This is a genomic window from Pseudomonas sp. CM25 (assembly GCF_013179705.1).
Taxonomy (GTDB): domain Bacteria; phylum Pseudomonadota; class Gammaproteobacteria; order Pseudomonadales; family Pseudomonadaceae; genus Aquipseudomonas.
The window spans coordinates 1-13,683 of sequence record NZ_JABMCW010000139.1 but is presented as its reverse complement, the minus strand read 5'-3'; the positions used below and the strand labels follow the sequence as shown (position 1 = coordinate 13,683).

Genomic DNA, 13,683 nt, shown 5'->3' with positions numbered 1-13,683 from the left:
AACCAACCGACGGGGAAGAGCAAACGCCCGCCATGGCCATAGAAGAACCCAAGATCAAAAATGGGTTGCGAGTTGCCGCCCCACATCCGAGCTGGCACGTAGATAAGCACAAGGTCACCCGCCTGAGGTGTCACCGTAGCGTTCTCATTAGGGAGAGCACGCGTACTCCAGTCCGGGGGAATCAGTCCCGAAGGGATGGGGCAGGAAATTTCGGGCCCGCTCCACATCGCATGGAGCGCTGGCATCTCACGGGGCTCGGCAAGAAAATCCCACAGAAATTCCGCGTTGTCTGGAGCGAGCCCCTGCAGCACCTCGAAGCTCACTGACAGGCCACTTGCTTGCTCACTGAGGCGAATGCGCTTGGTCAATGGATTAGCAATTGATAATGAAGTCGTCATGCCGAGGCCTTGTGTAGAATTTGGTTGAGGAATGCTTTAGTCCGCTCGTGCGAAGCCTGTGTGAAGAAAGCTTCCGCGGTGTTCTGTTCAAGGATGCACCGCGACGAAGCATTCCCTTGCCACGCCTTAACCATCGCAAGCTCGGTCTGCTCGCTGTCGACGGCGCTAATAGCTCTGGTTAAGTGCTCATTCGCGCCCGTAGCCACCTTCAATGCATCTCGAAGCTCACGAGCGGCGGGAGTCATGTTGTCGTCGCCAAAATCGCGGGTCGCTGTATCTCTGCTGAGGTGGAGTAACGGGCGCAGGTCGGCAGCCCCCAGGGGCGGTGCCAGCTGCAACCATTCGAGGACAAACGGGTCGTCGCCAAATAGCTTGGATTGGGTGCCTCCAGCCCGGGCGACCTCCTCAGCCTGCAGGAGCTCCTGCACCTTGCCATCGTTCTCAGAATTAACCATCGACGACAACGTATCAGCCAGCTCCCCCTTGTAACGCTCCAGCAAGTGCCACTTGGCCAAGGCCGGGATATCTAGGGTGATACCTTGAGGTAACGCTAAAGACTCACGCAGGTACACCGTGTTCAAAAAGCGCTTCATCAGTCGCGGATTTGCGCTGATGCTGGTCGACTGGAACATGAGCGTGGCCAACCCCTGCGCCAGATCCATGAGCTCTTGAAGTCGACCATCCGAGCCTACGAGCTCCCGCAGGAATGCGGACGATATGGTTTCCCCAAGCCAGCTTCTCGCCAGACGCTGAGGGATTTCCACCTTCGCACGGTCGAATCTTTCCTGAGGGAAGCCGCCGCTTCTGGCTTCCTTTTCGAGCAAGAGCAGCACCAGGTAGACCTTGGCCTCGTTCACCCCGATGCGGGGCACATGAAGAGGCACCTGAATCAGCTTGTCGAAATAGTTGGTAGCGATGTTGCTCTTGATCCCCGTGCCTTCGAAATGCTTCTTCACCGCACCATGGATGAAGTCATTATCCGCAGCAATCACAAAGGCAGTGCGTTTGAGGAAAAGCAGTAACCGGATGGACTCGAGGGTTGAAATGGCGGTCTCCGGCAGACACCGATCCAGGTCATCCACGAACACCACGAGGGTGATGCCGAGCTCTTCCAGCAGTTTTTCAAGGGCAAGCCGGAAAGCATGAATTTCGTTCGGCAGGGAAAGAGGTTTTGCTGGGTTTAACAGGCGGCCGGCTTTCAAATCCAGCGATCCCTCTTCATCCTTCTCATCATCCTTCTCTTTGCCCCCTGTATCTGCCGCCTGGGGGGCATCGCCCTCTGCAGTGAAAGCGTCCCAGAGGTTCGCCGCCTTTCCGATCGCCTTCCCGACCACACCAACGGGCACACCGGTCGTCAACGTAATCGCGGCTTCACCACCGATTTGAACGAGGCGTAAAAAGTTGATGCGCTTCCAGAGCTCCAAGGCTTTCTTCTGCAGTGGTGCGTTGCCCTTGGCGAGCTCGAGCACCTGGTCGCCTACGATTTGCAGTAGGGCACTACGTGCACTTTCGAAGTCCTGATACAACCATGGGTTGAAAGTAATCACGACATACCGGCACTCCGCAGAGGGCTGCTGGGCACCAGCGGATTCAGGCTGCTGGCTACCCCCGGCATCAAGCCTGGCTGCAATCATCTTCACCAGGGATGATTTGCCCGCTCCCCACCCACCTGAAACACCTATCGAGATCGGCTTGCCGTGACTCTGCCGGAGGAGGCTTGCGCAGGCATCGGCAACCACGCCAAACCCCCATCAAACTTTGCCTTGATTTCGGCGACAACATTCTTGTCTACGAAAATATTCGTGCCAGCCAAGCAATAGATTAACGGGAGCCAGCCACCATCAACTAAGCAAATGCTTTCATTTTTGATCGCTGGGTCAATCTGCAGACTTCTACAGATCCAGGTGCCTACCGGAGGCGCGCCAGGCTTAGAGGTGTTGCTTCCCACATCGACTCGCCCCCTAATTTCTACGAACAGAGGCTCACCCTTTTGATACTTGAACAAGTCGTCCAAAGTGAGGGGTTTGGCGGTAACCTCTCCCAAGACAATGCCATCGGCATCGGATGGCAACACTTCATCGTAAGCTAAAAGCATGACCGAAACGGGCGAACCTGCCTGCTGCAACTCAAAACCTCCCAGATTTTTACTATGGTGTGTTGGGTACCAACTGGATGATGAACTGACCTGTTTGTTGGACGTTGGACGGCGGAAGCCGTGTGGCGACGCATGTGCAGCGCTTTGAGATACCTGCTCTGATTTCAAAGGTAGCGCCAACTGAGCCCGTTAGTCGTCTTCCTTAACGGCGAATCCGACTCGAATAGGCGCCTTAGCGAACGCAATACGTCCATCACTATCCGTAAAAGGCCAGAGGAAGCCAACCTAAAAATGGGGGACCAGATGGGGGACCAAAAACGCCTGGACACAAAAAAGCCCCGAAAAATCAGGGCTTTAATGAGAATTAGTGGCGGAAGCGTAGGGATTCGAACCTGGTAAATAATCCCGCCGCAGTTGGCCGCTTTCGCCCCACCCCCGCAGTGAAAACGTCGCTACGAATATTAGCTTGCGTTGAGTTGCCCTTCGCCTGCGATCACATGCCAACTGGTTATCTCGGTTCCGCAGCCCTCACCACGGAGGTACACTGAGTTCCATCTGGCTCCATCTCGGCAGCCGTCAGAAATCGCCGTTCTAGATCGCGCATCCATGTGAGGGTATCGAGGGTATTTTTGCGGGTATATTTCTGTATTTTTGACTCGCAAGCAGCTTTCTAGAGCCATAGTCAAATGTTCTTTGGCGACCCTGATAGTCTTTAGGGGCTTCGCGCCTGCTTGCTAGCTGATCATCTCTGCCTTTTTCATGCCTCGAATGGCCGTCTACTTCTGCTAATTGCGACATTTTGGGTATATTTGAGGGGATGCGGTGGCTGATTTGAAAATGATGCCACCAACCGAAGACGCTCAGCGCCCCCGACACAAAAAAAACTCCTAAGCATTTGGCTTGCAGGGAAAGCTTGGCAAATAGGGAAGAGGACTGAAGAAACCGCAGGCCTGTTGGCCCACGTGATGGTGGCCAAGTTTGCCGATCGGGCCTATGTCTGGGTCTACAGCACGACGCCGTTTTCGGTGCTCAAAGCGGTGGTTTACGACTTCAGCCCAAGCCGTGCTGGCGAACATGCGCGCAACTTCCTGGGCGACTGGAACAGCAAGCTGGTCTGCGACGACTTCGCTGGCTACAAAGCCGGTTTCGAACAAGGCATCACTGAAATCGGCTGCTTGGCCCACGCCCGTCGCAAGTTCTTTGATCTGCACATGGCGAACAAAAGTCAGCTGGCCGAACAGGCCCTGCACTCAATCAGCGGCTTATACGAGATCGAACGCCAAGCGCGGGGCATGAGCGATGAAGACCGCTGGCGAATACGCCAGGAAATGGCGATGCCGATCCTCAAAAAAATGCATGCCTGGATGTTGGCGCAACGCGACCATGTGCTTAATGGATCAGCCACGGCCAAGGCCCTCGATTACAGCCTGAAACGCTGGGTAGCGCTGACGCGCTACCTGGACGATGGAGCTGTGCCCATCGACAACAACCAAGTCGAGAACAAGATACGGCCATGGGCACTCGGACGCTCGAACTGGTCGTTTGCCGGGTCGCTACGTAGCGGTAAGCGGGCGGCTGCAATCATGAACCTGATCCAGTCGGCGCGTATGAATGGACATGATCCGTATGCCTATCTCAAAGACGTGCTGACACGGTTGCCGAGACAGCGAGCCAGTGAGATCGGGCAATTGCTACCGAATCAATGGATGCCGGCCTGCTGAATAATGAATCGCCCCGAAGCAGAAGCTTAGGAGCGATTCACTACTACAGCTCTAGCCGGGCAGGCTCAGGTGCAGCAAGGGGAAGGGGCGGCCCTCGCCATCCAGCGGAGAACGACCTGTTTGAACAAATCCGTAATGTAAATAGAACCCTACCGCTTCGGGGTTCTGTTCATTCACATCAACACTCATCTGACTGCGCGAACTGCGGGCATGATCCAGCAGTGCGCGGCCAATCCCTTTCCCTCGCAGATCTGGTTCGATGAAGAGCATCTCTGCAGCACCCGAGCAGAGCACCCAGAGCACGCCATCGAGCATCAGGCGGTCGCTCAGGCGCGGCCGGCCCCGGCCATGGTTTTCGATGAAAAGATTGGAGACCACATCCCAGGCCTCGTCCGAGAGTTCATAACGCTTTGCCATCACAGAATCCTTTCCGCAGATGGCGGGGACTCTACAAAATCTCAGCGCCGGAGGCGCGGCGATTGGGTTTCTCGGAATTTCTTACAGTGCCTAGCGCCCGATCAGCAAAACCAAGATTGACCGCGTAAGGATTATTCCTTACCATCCCCTCAATAGATCCGGGAGAACGCTCATGCCTGCCATCCATGAAATCGCGACGCTGACCTCGAAGGGGCAAGTCACACTGCCAAAATCCGTTCGCCAGCTACTGGGCATCGACACAGGTGGCAAGATTGCATTCGACGTCCGCGGGGGTGAAATCGTGGTCAGCCGCGTAGAAACCACCCACGAAGACCCTGCCATCGGTGCATTCCTGGGTTTGCTGGAGGCTGATATCCGAAGCGGCCGCAACCTCGCCACCCTACCGGAAGACTTGGCGCAAACCATGCTCGCCAACGCAAACCACTCCGTGAATCTGGACGAAGATATCGATGGTGAGGTCGCGATCTGATGCTGCGACATGGCTGGACACTGTTGTTCCATGAAGGTGTGACATTACAGCTACGTAAATTGCAAGAAGCCGCCGCCCGAGCCGAGCAGAACGATCCGCAAGGTTTTGAGAGCAACGCCAACGTCAAACTGTTTCGGGCATTGAGCCATCTGATCATGGAGGCTGTGCCTGCCGACCCAGGTCGTGATGAGTTCCGCCAAGGCAATACGCTGGGCACCGCCTACAGACATTGGCGCCGCGCAAAAATCGGCAGGCGCTTTCGGCTGTTCTTTCGCTACGACTCAAGGTCCAAGGTCATCGTCTATGCATGGGTCAACGACGAAAACACTCTACGCTCCGCAGGCAGCAAATCCGATCCCTACGCCGTATTCGAGAAGATGCTGGGCCGCGGCAACCCTCCTGACGACTGGGATGCGCTGACTGCTGCGACGCGTAGCGACTGGAACGAGCCCAAAGCATAAGCTGCCCGGCCGCAGCAGGCCTGCGCGACCGGTCGGCATCCCCTCGCGGGATACGGTAAGCAAACTGGCGTCACCGATGAAGTCCAGCCCGCTGTGGTCGAAGTTTCACCGTTGTAGTCGTCCACGCCCATCTGCACCGCCCCGCCACATCGACAGCTGACGAGGCGAACAGCCGAGCAAGCCAGGAAACTGCCAGGTGCAGTCGGTCAAGCTTTGGTGACCGGGTTGCTGGCAGGATCGGACATGGTCCGCAGCTTCATGGCTTTTAATGCCGCGAGATCGGCGGCGGACGGTTCAACCGAAGCAGTTCCGTCACCACCCGTCAATAGATGACGATGAAAGAAGCACTGAGAAAAGTTCCAATTGGTTGATTACCTACCCCTTACTGTGTTCAGGAGATGTCGGCCCGGTATCGCGTTTGATGCCACGAGGACCGGCCACACCCCATATGCCGAGACCGATAACGGGCAAGACCACCAGAATCAGCGACCACATCACTTTCGTCACGTCGGACTTGTCGCTACGGAACACACTGACTATTGCTCACAGGTCAAGCAATACAATGATCGCTACCAGTGCGTGACGGCCGGGCGCAAAGTGCGCTGAACCAATCACACGGGATTGCGTCCACCGGTAAACAACAAGCGAGATGTCCGAAGATCATGTCCGAAGAGGAAATGGTGTCCAGGCGTCATCCTGTTCAGGAAGACATGCCGATGCAGCAGCGCGTCTGGCGCTTCGAGCGGCTCGGCTGGTATGCGCTGGTCATTATCGTGCTGTCAGGTATGGCAGGGCTATTCGGCAATGGGCCATTAAGCGATGCCGAGGTGACAAGCCATGATGGACGGCTGAAGGTCGAATACCAACGACTCAGTCGCAGTGGCACAACCGACAGCCTTTTCATCACGGTGCAAGGCACTCCAGGCCAGCCCGTGATGTTGCAGCTTGAGGGATCTCTGCTTCGCCAAGCCAGCATCGAGACGCTACAGCCGCAACCACAAGTCTCGATGTCTCATGCCGCGGCGCTGCTATTGCAGTTGGGCACCAGCAGCGACGGCATGGCCACCCTCTACCTGACGCTGCGAAGCGACCATGTGGGCCTGTTGGAGGGGAGCGTCAGCGCCGGCTCCAACCGTGCCGTGCACTTTTCCACCTTCCTGTTCCCATAGGAGAGCATCATGGATTCGGTCCTCCGTGCAGCCGGCATGTATGTAGCCCTGATGCTGCTGTTTCGTGTAGCCGGTAGAAGGTCGCTGGCTGACCTGACAACATTCGACTTCGTACTGCTGCTGATCATCGGCGAGGCCACCCAGCAGGCTTTGCTAGGAGATGACTTTTCATTCACCAACGCGATGCTGGTCATTGCCACGCTGATCGTTGTGGATGTCGGCCTTTCGCTCGCCAAGCTCAACTCGAAGCCTTTGGCGCGCCTTCTGGATGGGCACGCCACCTTGGTCGTTGAAAACGGAAAGTTCCTGCACCATCGCATGCGTCGGGCGCGCCTCACCGAGGACGACATCCTGGAGTCGGCACGGGATAGCCAAGGGATTGAGAAGATCGAGCAAATCAAATTTGCCATTGTCGAGCGCAATGGCAAGATTTCAGTCATACCTGCCGATTAAACCATCCAGATGACCTCGCTGCGGTCGATGGCGGGAACCGGTTCCAGATCCCGTTGAGCTGCGAGCCAATCTCGCATCAGACCAGTATCGGAAATCTGCCACGGCATCATTTGGTTCCGTCCGTTATACCGGGCCTAGCCAAGCCGAACTACGCCCTTCGACAGTGTGTCCCAAACAAAACACGCCAAGAGGGGCATGCGATGGAACAAGACCTGACGGAGCGAACGCAACAAGGAGCACCTCAGCGTGATGAGGGCGGCTGGTTGCCACTGGAGCAATACGGCGCGTTGGGAGATGGCCGTTCCGTAGCCCTGATTGGTCTCGATGGATCCATCGATTGGTGGTGTGTACCGCATATGGATTCCCCTCCCCTGTTCGACAAGTTGCTTGCCCCGCGAACAGGCGGTTTCTTCTCCGTGAAGCCCACTGAAGCATTTACTGCTCAGCGGCGGTACTTACTTGGCAGTAACGTTCTCGAAACGACTTTCATTACGTCGCAAGGACGCGCGAGGCTGACGGAATCCCTTAACAGCGGGCCGGCAGGCCGACTGCCCTGGGCCGAACTCGCCCGCCGCATCGAAGGCGTAGAGGGTAAAGTCGACTTTGAGATCGCCATTGATTTCGGTACGCAGGCAGATACGGTGAGCCCCTACGTATCGCCAAATGACAACGCCTGCGTTTTTCATGCAGGCCGAATCCTCGGCATTTTCCTGCACGACAAACACGTGCAGATTCAGCGCAAGGACGACATGGGCGTGCGTGCAACAGTGAGCATCGTTGCTGGGCACCGCTCGGTGGTGGCCATTGTCGCCGGTCGGGATGAACCGTTGGTAGTACCGCCGTTGGCGCTGATCGATGACCGTATCGACGGCTCGCACCGGGAATGGTGCCAATGGTCGAAGGGCCTGATCTACGAAGGCCCGTATAAGCCCCTGGTCGTTCGCAATGCCCTGGCGCTCAAGCTGCTGCTGTCCTCCCCGAGCGGCTCGATCATGGCGGCAGCAACTTCGTCCTTACCCGAGCGGATTGGCGGCAACAAAAATTTCGACTACCGATTCGCCTGGATACGCGACGCTGGTTACACCATCGAGGCCTTCCTCGCTATCGGGGCTCAGCCTGAAGCCAAAGCTGCCTTCACCTGGCTTTTGAATCGGCTGGGCGAGCATGGCACAAAGGTGTTCTACACGCTCGATGGGGCACTCGGCGATTGCACGCGCCCGGTTGACCTACCTGGCTACAAGAACTCCCCACCGGTGGTGGGCAACGACGCGCGTGACCAACTCCAACATGGCGTCTTCGGTGACATCTTCGAGACCGCTCGCTGCTTCATTGACAGCGGCAACATTCTGGATGCTCCCAGTGCGATGATCCTTTCCGGCCTCGCCGACCAATGCGCCGATTGCTGGAGGCAGGCCGACGCAGGGATGTGGGAATTGCACGACACGCGTCATTACACGATGTCCAAGATCAGCTGCTGGCAGGCTTTGAGCCGGGCCATCGAACTCGCTGATGGCGGGCACCTTCCCACAACCTGTCGAGAACGATGGAATCGAGAACGGCAACGCATCCAGGGATGGATCGAGGAGAACTGCTGGAGTGAAAAACGCCAGGCCTACGTCTTCTACCCTGGCGCAGATCGCCTCGACGCCTCTGTAGCGCTTGCCGTGCGTATCGGCTATCCCTCGGACAAACGCCTGCGAAGCACCTTGGAAGCCGTGCAGACCGAGCTGGGCGCGGGAGCGTTCCACTACCGGTACAGCCAAGCCCATGAAGAGGAAGGCTGCTTTCTGGCTTGCACCTTCTGGATCATCGAGGCCTGGGCGCTGCTTGGCCAGCGTGAACGGGCCGAATCAGCGTTCCACGCCGCTGTAAAGGGACTTCATCATGGTGTAGGGATCTACTCCGAAATGATCGATCCACGCACCGGAGACTTCCTCGGCAATTTGCCGCAAGGGCTGACTCATCTTGCCGCGTTGCGCGCCGCGCTGGCCATCGGCGGTTACGGCCCCGAGCGCTGACCGGGCACGGCAGTATTTGATGTGGAACCCAGTGCTGTTGGGGGACTCCAAATCCCAAGAGGATTCTGGCAACCGGGCAGCTGGGCTAACCGCCACACAATGGCACTGAATTCAATGAACACAGTTGGAATGATTTGATGGAACACTGGATTGGATTGCTGGAATGGCCTGCGATGGCGATTACCGTATTGGCAGCTTGGTGGATTGGTTCGCGGCGCCCCGGGCGGCGAAAAATAGGCTTCTGTTGCTTCATCACAAGTAACGTTTTATGGGCTGTCTGGGGGTGGCACGCCCAGGCGTGGGCGTTGATTGTGCTGCAAGTGGTGCTGTGTCTCATGAACCTCAGGGGCTGGAAAAAGAACACAGCGGTTGAGGTGCAGTCGTGATCAACCCGGAACAGTCAGCCTGACGGGTTGATCAGATATTCCATGAGCGTGGCCGAGCAGGCTGATATTCCCTGCGAATGGATCAACTCGAACCCATGCGTGTTTTCGGTTGGAATGGCTATGCAGCCAGCGCGGGCGCAGACGCCTGCGCTCATCACGGCACTTGCATCCGAGGCGAAATCCACCAGTAAAGCAGCCTGGGGTTCGTAGCCCGCGCGGCGGGTAGCCTGAAGCAAGCCGTGGATCACCGACCGGCTGTAATAGCCCTTCTGGTCGCCCGTATTGATGATCGGATCGGCGCAGAGCCGCGTACCGTATTCGCCCAGCACAGGCCCCACTTCAACCGCAATGGTGGTGTTTCCCGGCAACGTTCGGGCGGCGTACATGGCACCAGCGTTGGACTCCTCCTCGAGTGTGGTCAACACCATCCAGACATCCTGCCTGAGCAAATGCCGACGCTCGCTGAGCAAGGCGGCGCAGTGAATCACGGCGGTCACCGGCGCTCTGTCGTCGAGGAAATGCGCCGCAATGCTGTCGTTGACGCTGAATGGCTTGCGCCAATGTTGGCTGAGCACCACTCTCGACCCGGGCCGGATACCCGCCTCTTCCAAGGCCGCTTTGGTCAGGCGGGTAATGACGTGCACATCATTCCAGTGGACGTCGCCGGCCAATACATCCCTGCCAGTTGGGGTGCTGCCACTGTTGTGCATCGAGCCGTAAGAAAGAACGCCCGGAAGCGTTGTTCGGTCACCCAGCAGGTCGACCGGGCAAGCGCCGAAGCAGATCGGCTGAGCACCGCCGAGCGCAACGACCCTGAGCGTCCCGTCAGCCTCGACCTTTTTCACGATCATGGCGATTTCATCCAGGTGCGCCATGACCCTGATTGCCTCACCAGGATCGCTGTCTTGCGCGGCCTTGATCAGGCCTATGACGTTCCCCGCCTTGTCTACCTTTACCGCATCACAGACTGCAGTGAGCTCGCGCAGACAAATCGAACGTACCTCATCTTCCTGCCCACCGGGGCCACGCGCCATCAACAGCTCTGTCAGCAGCGGCTCGACTTCCATGACTACCCTCCAAAGCAAAGTTGTCTCGGCACCGCGCCCCATCCCGAACAGCCAATTCGCACACCTCGCTCCTTTGCAGCCGCATGGCTACCGATTGCCCTTCAACGAAGACAACGCTGGCTGCAACTGGACTCAAACGAAATCGGGAATGATGACAGCAACTCCGTTACGCAAGCGCAGTGCTCAACCCTGAACGCATCAATCAATCTGCCAATGGCTGAATGCCAGGGCCGGTTCGATCAAGGCATCTTCTTTTCGGCCTCGGCAAGATGCTGATTAATCTGGCGGGTCTGTTCTTCCTGTTTCTTGATGGAGGTAGGCGTAATCACCTTGTCCACTGCCTCGGTATTGCGGTCCGGGCGCTCGAGCACCGGATTTGGGGTTCGCTCGCCTTGCTGCGCCTCTTCAGAAGAAAGCACCCGCGGGACCTTATCACCATCGCCAGTCTTGCCATCGTCATGTTTCATGGGCTGCTCCTCACATTGCAAAGTGTTCTCAGAAGAGCCCGACGGCAGCAAAAAGTTTGATCCGATTGCGTCAACGCAGATACCGCTCGAGCCTCAGCGCGTTACCCAATGCCGCCCCGGAGGCCGTATTGTCAAACACGCACCAGGTCGCTGCACCTGCAGCGTGGCTGTGCTGCAGCCGCTCAGCCAGCTGTTGCAGGTAGTGCTGCGAATACTCGCTGTGGTAGATCCTCGGTTCGCCGTGCAGTCGCCAGTAAACCAACCCAGGCCAGCCAGCAGGTTGCGCATCGGCAGCGAAGCGTGAAGGGCTCGCCGCCACCTGGGCAATACGCAAGTCGATCAGCATCGGCTGCGCCGCTTGCCAACTGGCGTGCCTTGGCTCTACCGCCACCGGCCCGGCATGGCGTTGGCGCAGGCGTTCAAAGAAACGCCGGTCTCGGCTGGCATCATGGGCCAGCGATGGCGGCAGCTGTACGAGCAGGCAGCCCAGGCGGTCACCCAATTGCTGGCATTGGCCAAGAAACACATCCAGCGCAACCTCACAGCCTTCCAGACGCAGCTCGTGGGTGATGATCCTGGGCAGCTTGACGGCGAAGCGGAAATACTCCGGTACCGAGTGAGCCCAGCGGGCGTAAGTGGTAGGCAGGTGCGGCCGATAGAACGAGGTGTTGATCTCCACGGCACCAAACCGCGCAGCATAGCGCTGCAAGTGGCTACCCGACTGCTGGAACTCATCGGCGTACTGACGGGACAAGCTCCAGCCCGCGCATCCCACGTGGATCATCATGGCACTCCTAGGCACGCTGTTGCTGCAATGGAGTCGCCACGGCCGGTTGTCGTTCCGTTCACGCAATCGGATGGAACAGCCACTTCATCAGGGCGACCTAAGCGGGGTAACCACCGTAGAGGATCCCGCCATGATTGACCCTGACCGCCCCGACCCTTACATCGACGAGGTACTACATAACCCCGGCGAGCCGGCCCCCAGGCCTGAACCGGAGCAAGAGGCACCAGACTGGCCCGACGGCCAGGTTCCACCGGAGGAACAGTCCGACGGTTGATCCCCTCGATGACCTGACAAGTCGGCCCGTCCGTCGACCGCATTGCACGGACCACTCTTCCCCCTGGCCGAACGCTAGGCAATTACCGCAAACAGGAGATTCATCATGAAGATAATGAAGCCTCATACATGGCTACTGGCGCTGTGCCTGGGCGCAAGCGCCCCCATTGTGCTGGCGGCTACCAACATGAACGATCAGCGGGCCCCTGGCACACAGACACAAGACGATGGCCAGATGAACGGCGGCGCCAGCGGGTCTGGTACACCGGGTGATGGCATGGGTACCGGGTCAGGCGGTACCGGTAGCAACGGCACTGACAATACCGGCGGAGATGGCACTACCGATGGCTCGGGCAGTGGCAGCGGGATGGGCGGTTCGGATAGCAGCGGCACAGGGACTGGCACGGGCACTGGTTCAGGTAGCGGAAGTGGAGGTTCGGGCGGTGGTGGCACGGGAGGTGGCGGTTCAGGGGGATGATGCCCGCTGACCCGCGCGAAACTGACGCGATGTCTGTGGGGCGGCAATCCCGCGCCCACAGCGGGGTAAAGCATCCCAGCCGACACCTTGCGCATGCTCTTGCGCGATGAAGGCCTTGAGAAGCCATACCCATCAGAGGTTCCTGCAGGCTGACCACGTACAACCTGTTGAAACTTTCCACTTTGCGGCCCAGTCCAGACCCTATCGATCACAGACAGGGAAAAGACGATGACAACGACAGTAGGCGACTTCCTGGTCGAGCGTCTGTACCAGTGGGGCGTTCGACGAATCTTCGGCTATCCCGGGGATGGCATCAATGGCGTATTTGGTGCATTGAGCCGCGCCAACGGCAAGATTGAATTCATTCAGGCCCGCCATGAAGAGATGGCAGCGTTCATGGCCAGCGCTCACGCCAAGTTCACCGGCGAGCTCGGCGTGTGCATCGCCACTTCCGGCCCCGGCGCCTCACACCTGCTGACCGGCCTCTACGATGCTCGCATGGATCACCAACCGGTACTGGCCATCGTCGGGCAGCAAGCGCGTGCGGCGCTTGGCGGGCATTACCAGCAAGAACTCGACCTGTTGTCGATGTTCAAGGATGTGGCCGGCGCCTTCGTGCAGCAGGCATCGACCCCGGAGCAGGTGCGGCACCTGCTCGACCGCGCAGTGCGGACGGCCGTCGGCGAACGCCGGGTCACCGCCATCATCCTGCCCAATGACGTACAGGACCTGCCCTATCAGGAGCCGGCAAGGGCACACGGCACGGTGCATTCGGGCGTTGGCTACAGCAAGCCCAAGGTCGTGCCGTTCGACGCTGACCTGCAACGGGCGGCCGAAGTGCTCAATGCCGGGCGAAAGGTGGCAATCCTGGTCGGTGCCGGCGCCTTGCAAGCGACCGAGCAGGTCGTAGCCGTGGCCGAAAAGCTCGGTGCCGGCGTGGCCAAGGCGCTGCTCGGCAAGGCCGTGCTGCCTGACGATTTGCCCTGGGTCACCGGCGCCATCG

General features: G+C 58.3%; 14 protein-coding genes and 3 pseudogenes. 9 read left to right on the top strand and 8 right to left on the bottom strand.

Features of this window, described 5'->3' with window-relative positions; all coding sequences use genetic code 11:
• Together HP546_RS15790 and HP546_RS15785 are read right to left on the bottom strand one after the other, a co-directional pair.
• Positions 1-398: DUF3830 family protein (locus HP546_RS15790; protein WP_172227210.1), on the bottom strand; the 398-nt coding region annotated here is incomplete at its 3' end.
• Positions 395-2,137, bottom strand: coding sequence for a P-loop NTPase fold protein (locus HP546_RS15785; RefSeq protein ID WP_172227208.1), 1,743 nt, complete (start codon positions 2,135-2,137; stop codon positions 395-397). The genes HP546_RS15785 and HP546_RS15790, both read right to left, overlap by 4 nt.
• Positions 2,138-3,467: 1,330 nt before the next feature.
• Here HP546_RS15785 and HP546_RS15780 point away from each other — a divergent pair.
• Positions 3,468-4,214, top strand: a pseudogene (locus HP546_RS15780) (IS66 family transposase); the annotation flags it as partial.
• A 51-nt stretch (positions 4,215-4,265) separates the two neighbouring features.
• On the opposite strand, the gene HP546_RS31410 reads toward HP546_RS15780, so the two are convergent.
• Positions 4,266-4,631 carry a GNAT family N-acetyltransferase gene (locus HP546_RS31410; protein WP_256678487.1) on the bottom strand — a complete coding sequence of 122 codons (366 nt, stop codon included), beginning with the start codon at positions 4,629-4,631 and terminating at the stop codon, positions 4,266-4,268.
• A gap of 172 nt (positions 4,632-4,803) precedes the next feature.
• Here HP546_RS31410 and HP546_RS15770 point away from each other — a divergent pair, with 172 nt between their 5' ends.
• Positions 4,804-5,121 (top strand): type II toxin-antitoxin system PrlF family antitoxin, encoded by a 318-nt coding sequence (locus HP546_RS15770; RefSeq protein ID WP_172227206.1) that lies wholly within the window; start codon positions 4,804-4,806, stop codon positions 5,119-5,121.
• Complete coding sequence (locus HP546_RS15765) at positions 5,121-5,582, top strand: type II toxin-antitoxin system YhaV family toxin (RefSeq protein ID WP_172227204.1); 462 nt, start codon at positions 5,121-5,123, stop codon at positions 5,580-5,582. The genes HP546_RS15770 and HP546_RS15765 overlap by 1 nt, the downstream gene beginning before the upstream one ends.
• Before the next feature lie 206 nt (positions 5,583-5,788).
• Here the strand turns inward: HP546_RS15765 and HP546_RS31830 are convergent.
• Both HP546_RS31830 and HP546_RS15760 read right to left on the bottom strand, forming a co-directional pair.
• Positions 5,789-5,902 (bottom strand): annotated as a pseudogene (locus tag HP546_RS31830) (manganese catalase family protein); the annotation flags it as partial.
• Positions 5,903-5,957: 55 nt separating this feature from the next.
• Positions 5,958-6,194, bottom strand: a pseudogene (locus HP546_RS15760) (PLD nuclease N-terminal domain-containing protein).
• 50 nt (positions 6,195-6,244) lie between these two features.
• On the opposite strand from HP546_RS15760, the gene HP546_RS15755 reads away from it, so the two are divergent.
• The 4 genes from HP546_RS15755 to HP546_RS15740 all read left to right on the top strand — a co-directional run bounded on the left by HP546_RS15755 (position 6,245) and on the right by HP546_RS15740 (position 9,608).
• The gene (locus HP546_RS15755; protein ID WP_172227203.1) at positions 6,245-6,751 is read left to right on the top strand and encodes a hypothetical protein; all 507 of its coding nucleotides are present in this window, start codon (positions 6,245-6,247) and stop codon (positions 6,749-6,751) included.
• A 9-nt stretch (positions 6,752-6,760) separates the two neighbouring features.
• Positions 6,761-7,204: a DUF421 domain-containing protein gene (locus HP546_RS15750; protein WP_172227201.1), complete on the top strand. Its 444-nt coding sequence runs from the start codon at positions 6,761-6,763 to the stop codon at positions 7,202-7,204.
• Positions 7,205-7,467: 263 nt separating this feature from the next.
• Positions 7,468-9,222 carry a glycoside hydrolase family 15 protein gene (locus tag HP546_RS15745; RefSeq protein WP_172227212.1) on the top strand — a complete coding sequence of 585 codons (1,755 nt, stop codon included), beginning with the start codon at positions 7,468-7,470 and terminating at the stop codon, positions 9,220-9,222.
• Positions 9,223-9,359: 137 nt separating this feature from the next.
• A complete protein-coding gene (locus HP546_RS15740) occupies positions 9,360-9,608 on the top strand; it encodes a hypothetical protein (RefSeq protein WP_172227199.1) in 249 nt (82 codons plus the stop codon).
• 14 nt (positions 9,609-9,622) lie between these two features.
• Here the strand turns inward: HP546_RS15740 and HP546_RS15735 are convergent, their stop codons facing one another.
• The 3 genes from HP546_RS15735 to HP546_RS15725 form a co-directional block, all read right to left on the bottom strand.
• Complete coding sequence (locus HP546_RS15735) at positions 9,623-10,675, bottom strand: M42 family peptidase (RefSeq protein WP_172227197.1); 1,053 nt, start codon at positions 10,673-10,675, stop codon at positions 9,623-9,625.
• 239 nt (positions 10,676-10,914) lie between these two features.
• Positions 10,915-11,142: a hypothetical protein gene (locus tag HP546_RS15730; protein ID WP_172227195.1), complete on the bottom strand. Its 228-nt coding sequence runs from the start codon at positions 11,140-11,142 to the stop codon at positions 10,915-10,917.
• Between the two features lie 70 nt (positions 11,143-11,212).
• Positions 11,213-11,926: a DUF72 domain-containing protein gene (locus HP546_RS15725; RefSeq protein WP_172227194.1), complete on the bottom strand. Its 714-nt coding sequence runs from the start codon at positions 11,924-11,926 to the stop codon at positions 11,213-11,215.
• Between the two features lie 133 nt (positions 11,927-12,059).
• Here HP546_RS15725 and HP546_RS15720 point away from each other — a divergent pair, with 133 nt between their 5' ends.
• Both HP546_RS15720 and HP546_RS15715 read left to right on the top strand, forming a co-directional pair.
• Complete coding sequence (locus tag HP546_RS15720; protein WP_172227192.1) at positions 12,060-12,203, top strand: hypothetical protein; 144 nt, start codon at positions 12,060-12,062, stop codon at positions 12,201-12,203.
• Positions 12,204-12,908: 705 nt separating this feature from the next.
• A partial coding sequence (locus HP546_RS15715) for a thiamine pyrophosphate-binding protein (RefSeq protein ID WP_256678486.1) occupies positions 12,909-13,683 on the top strand: 775 nt, incomplete at its 3' end.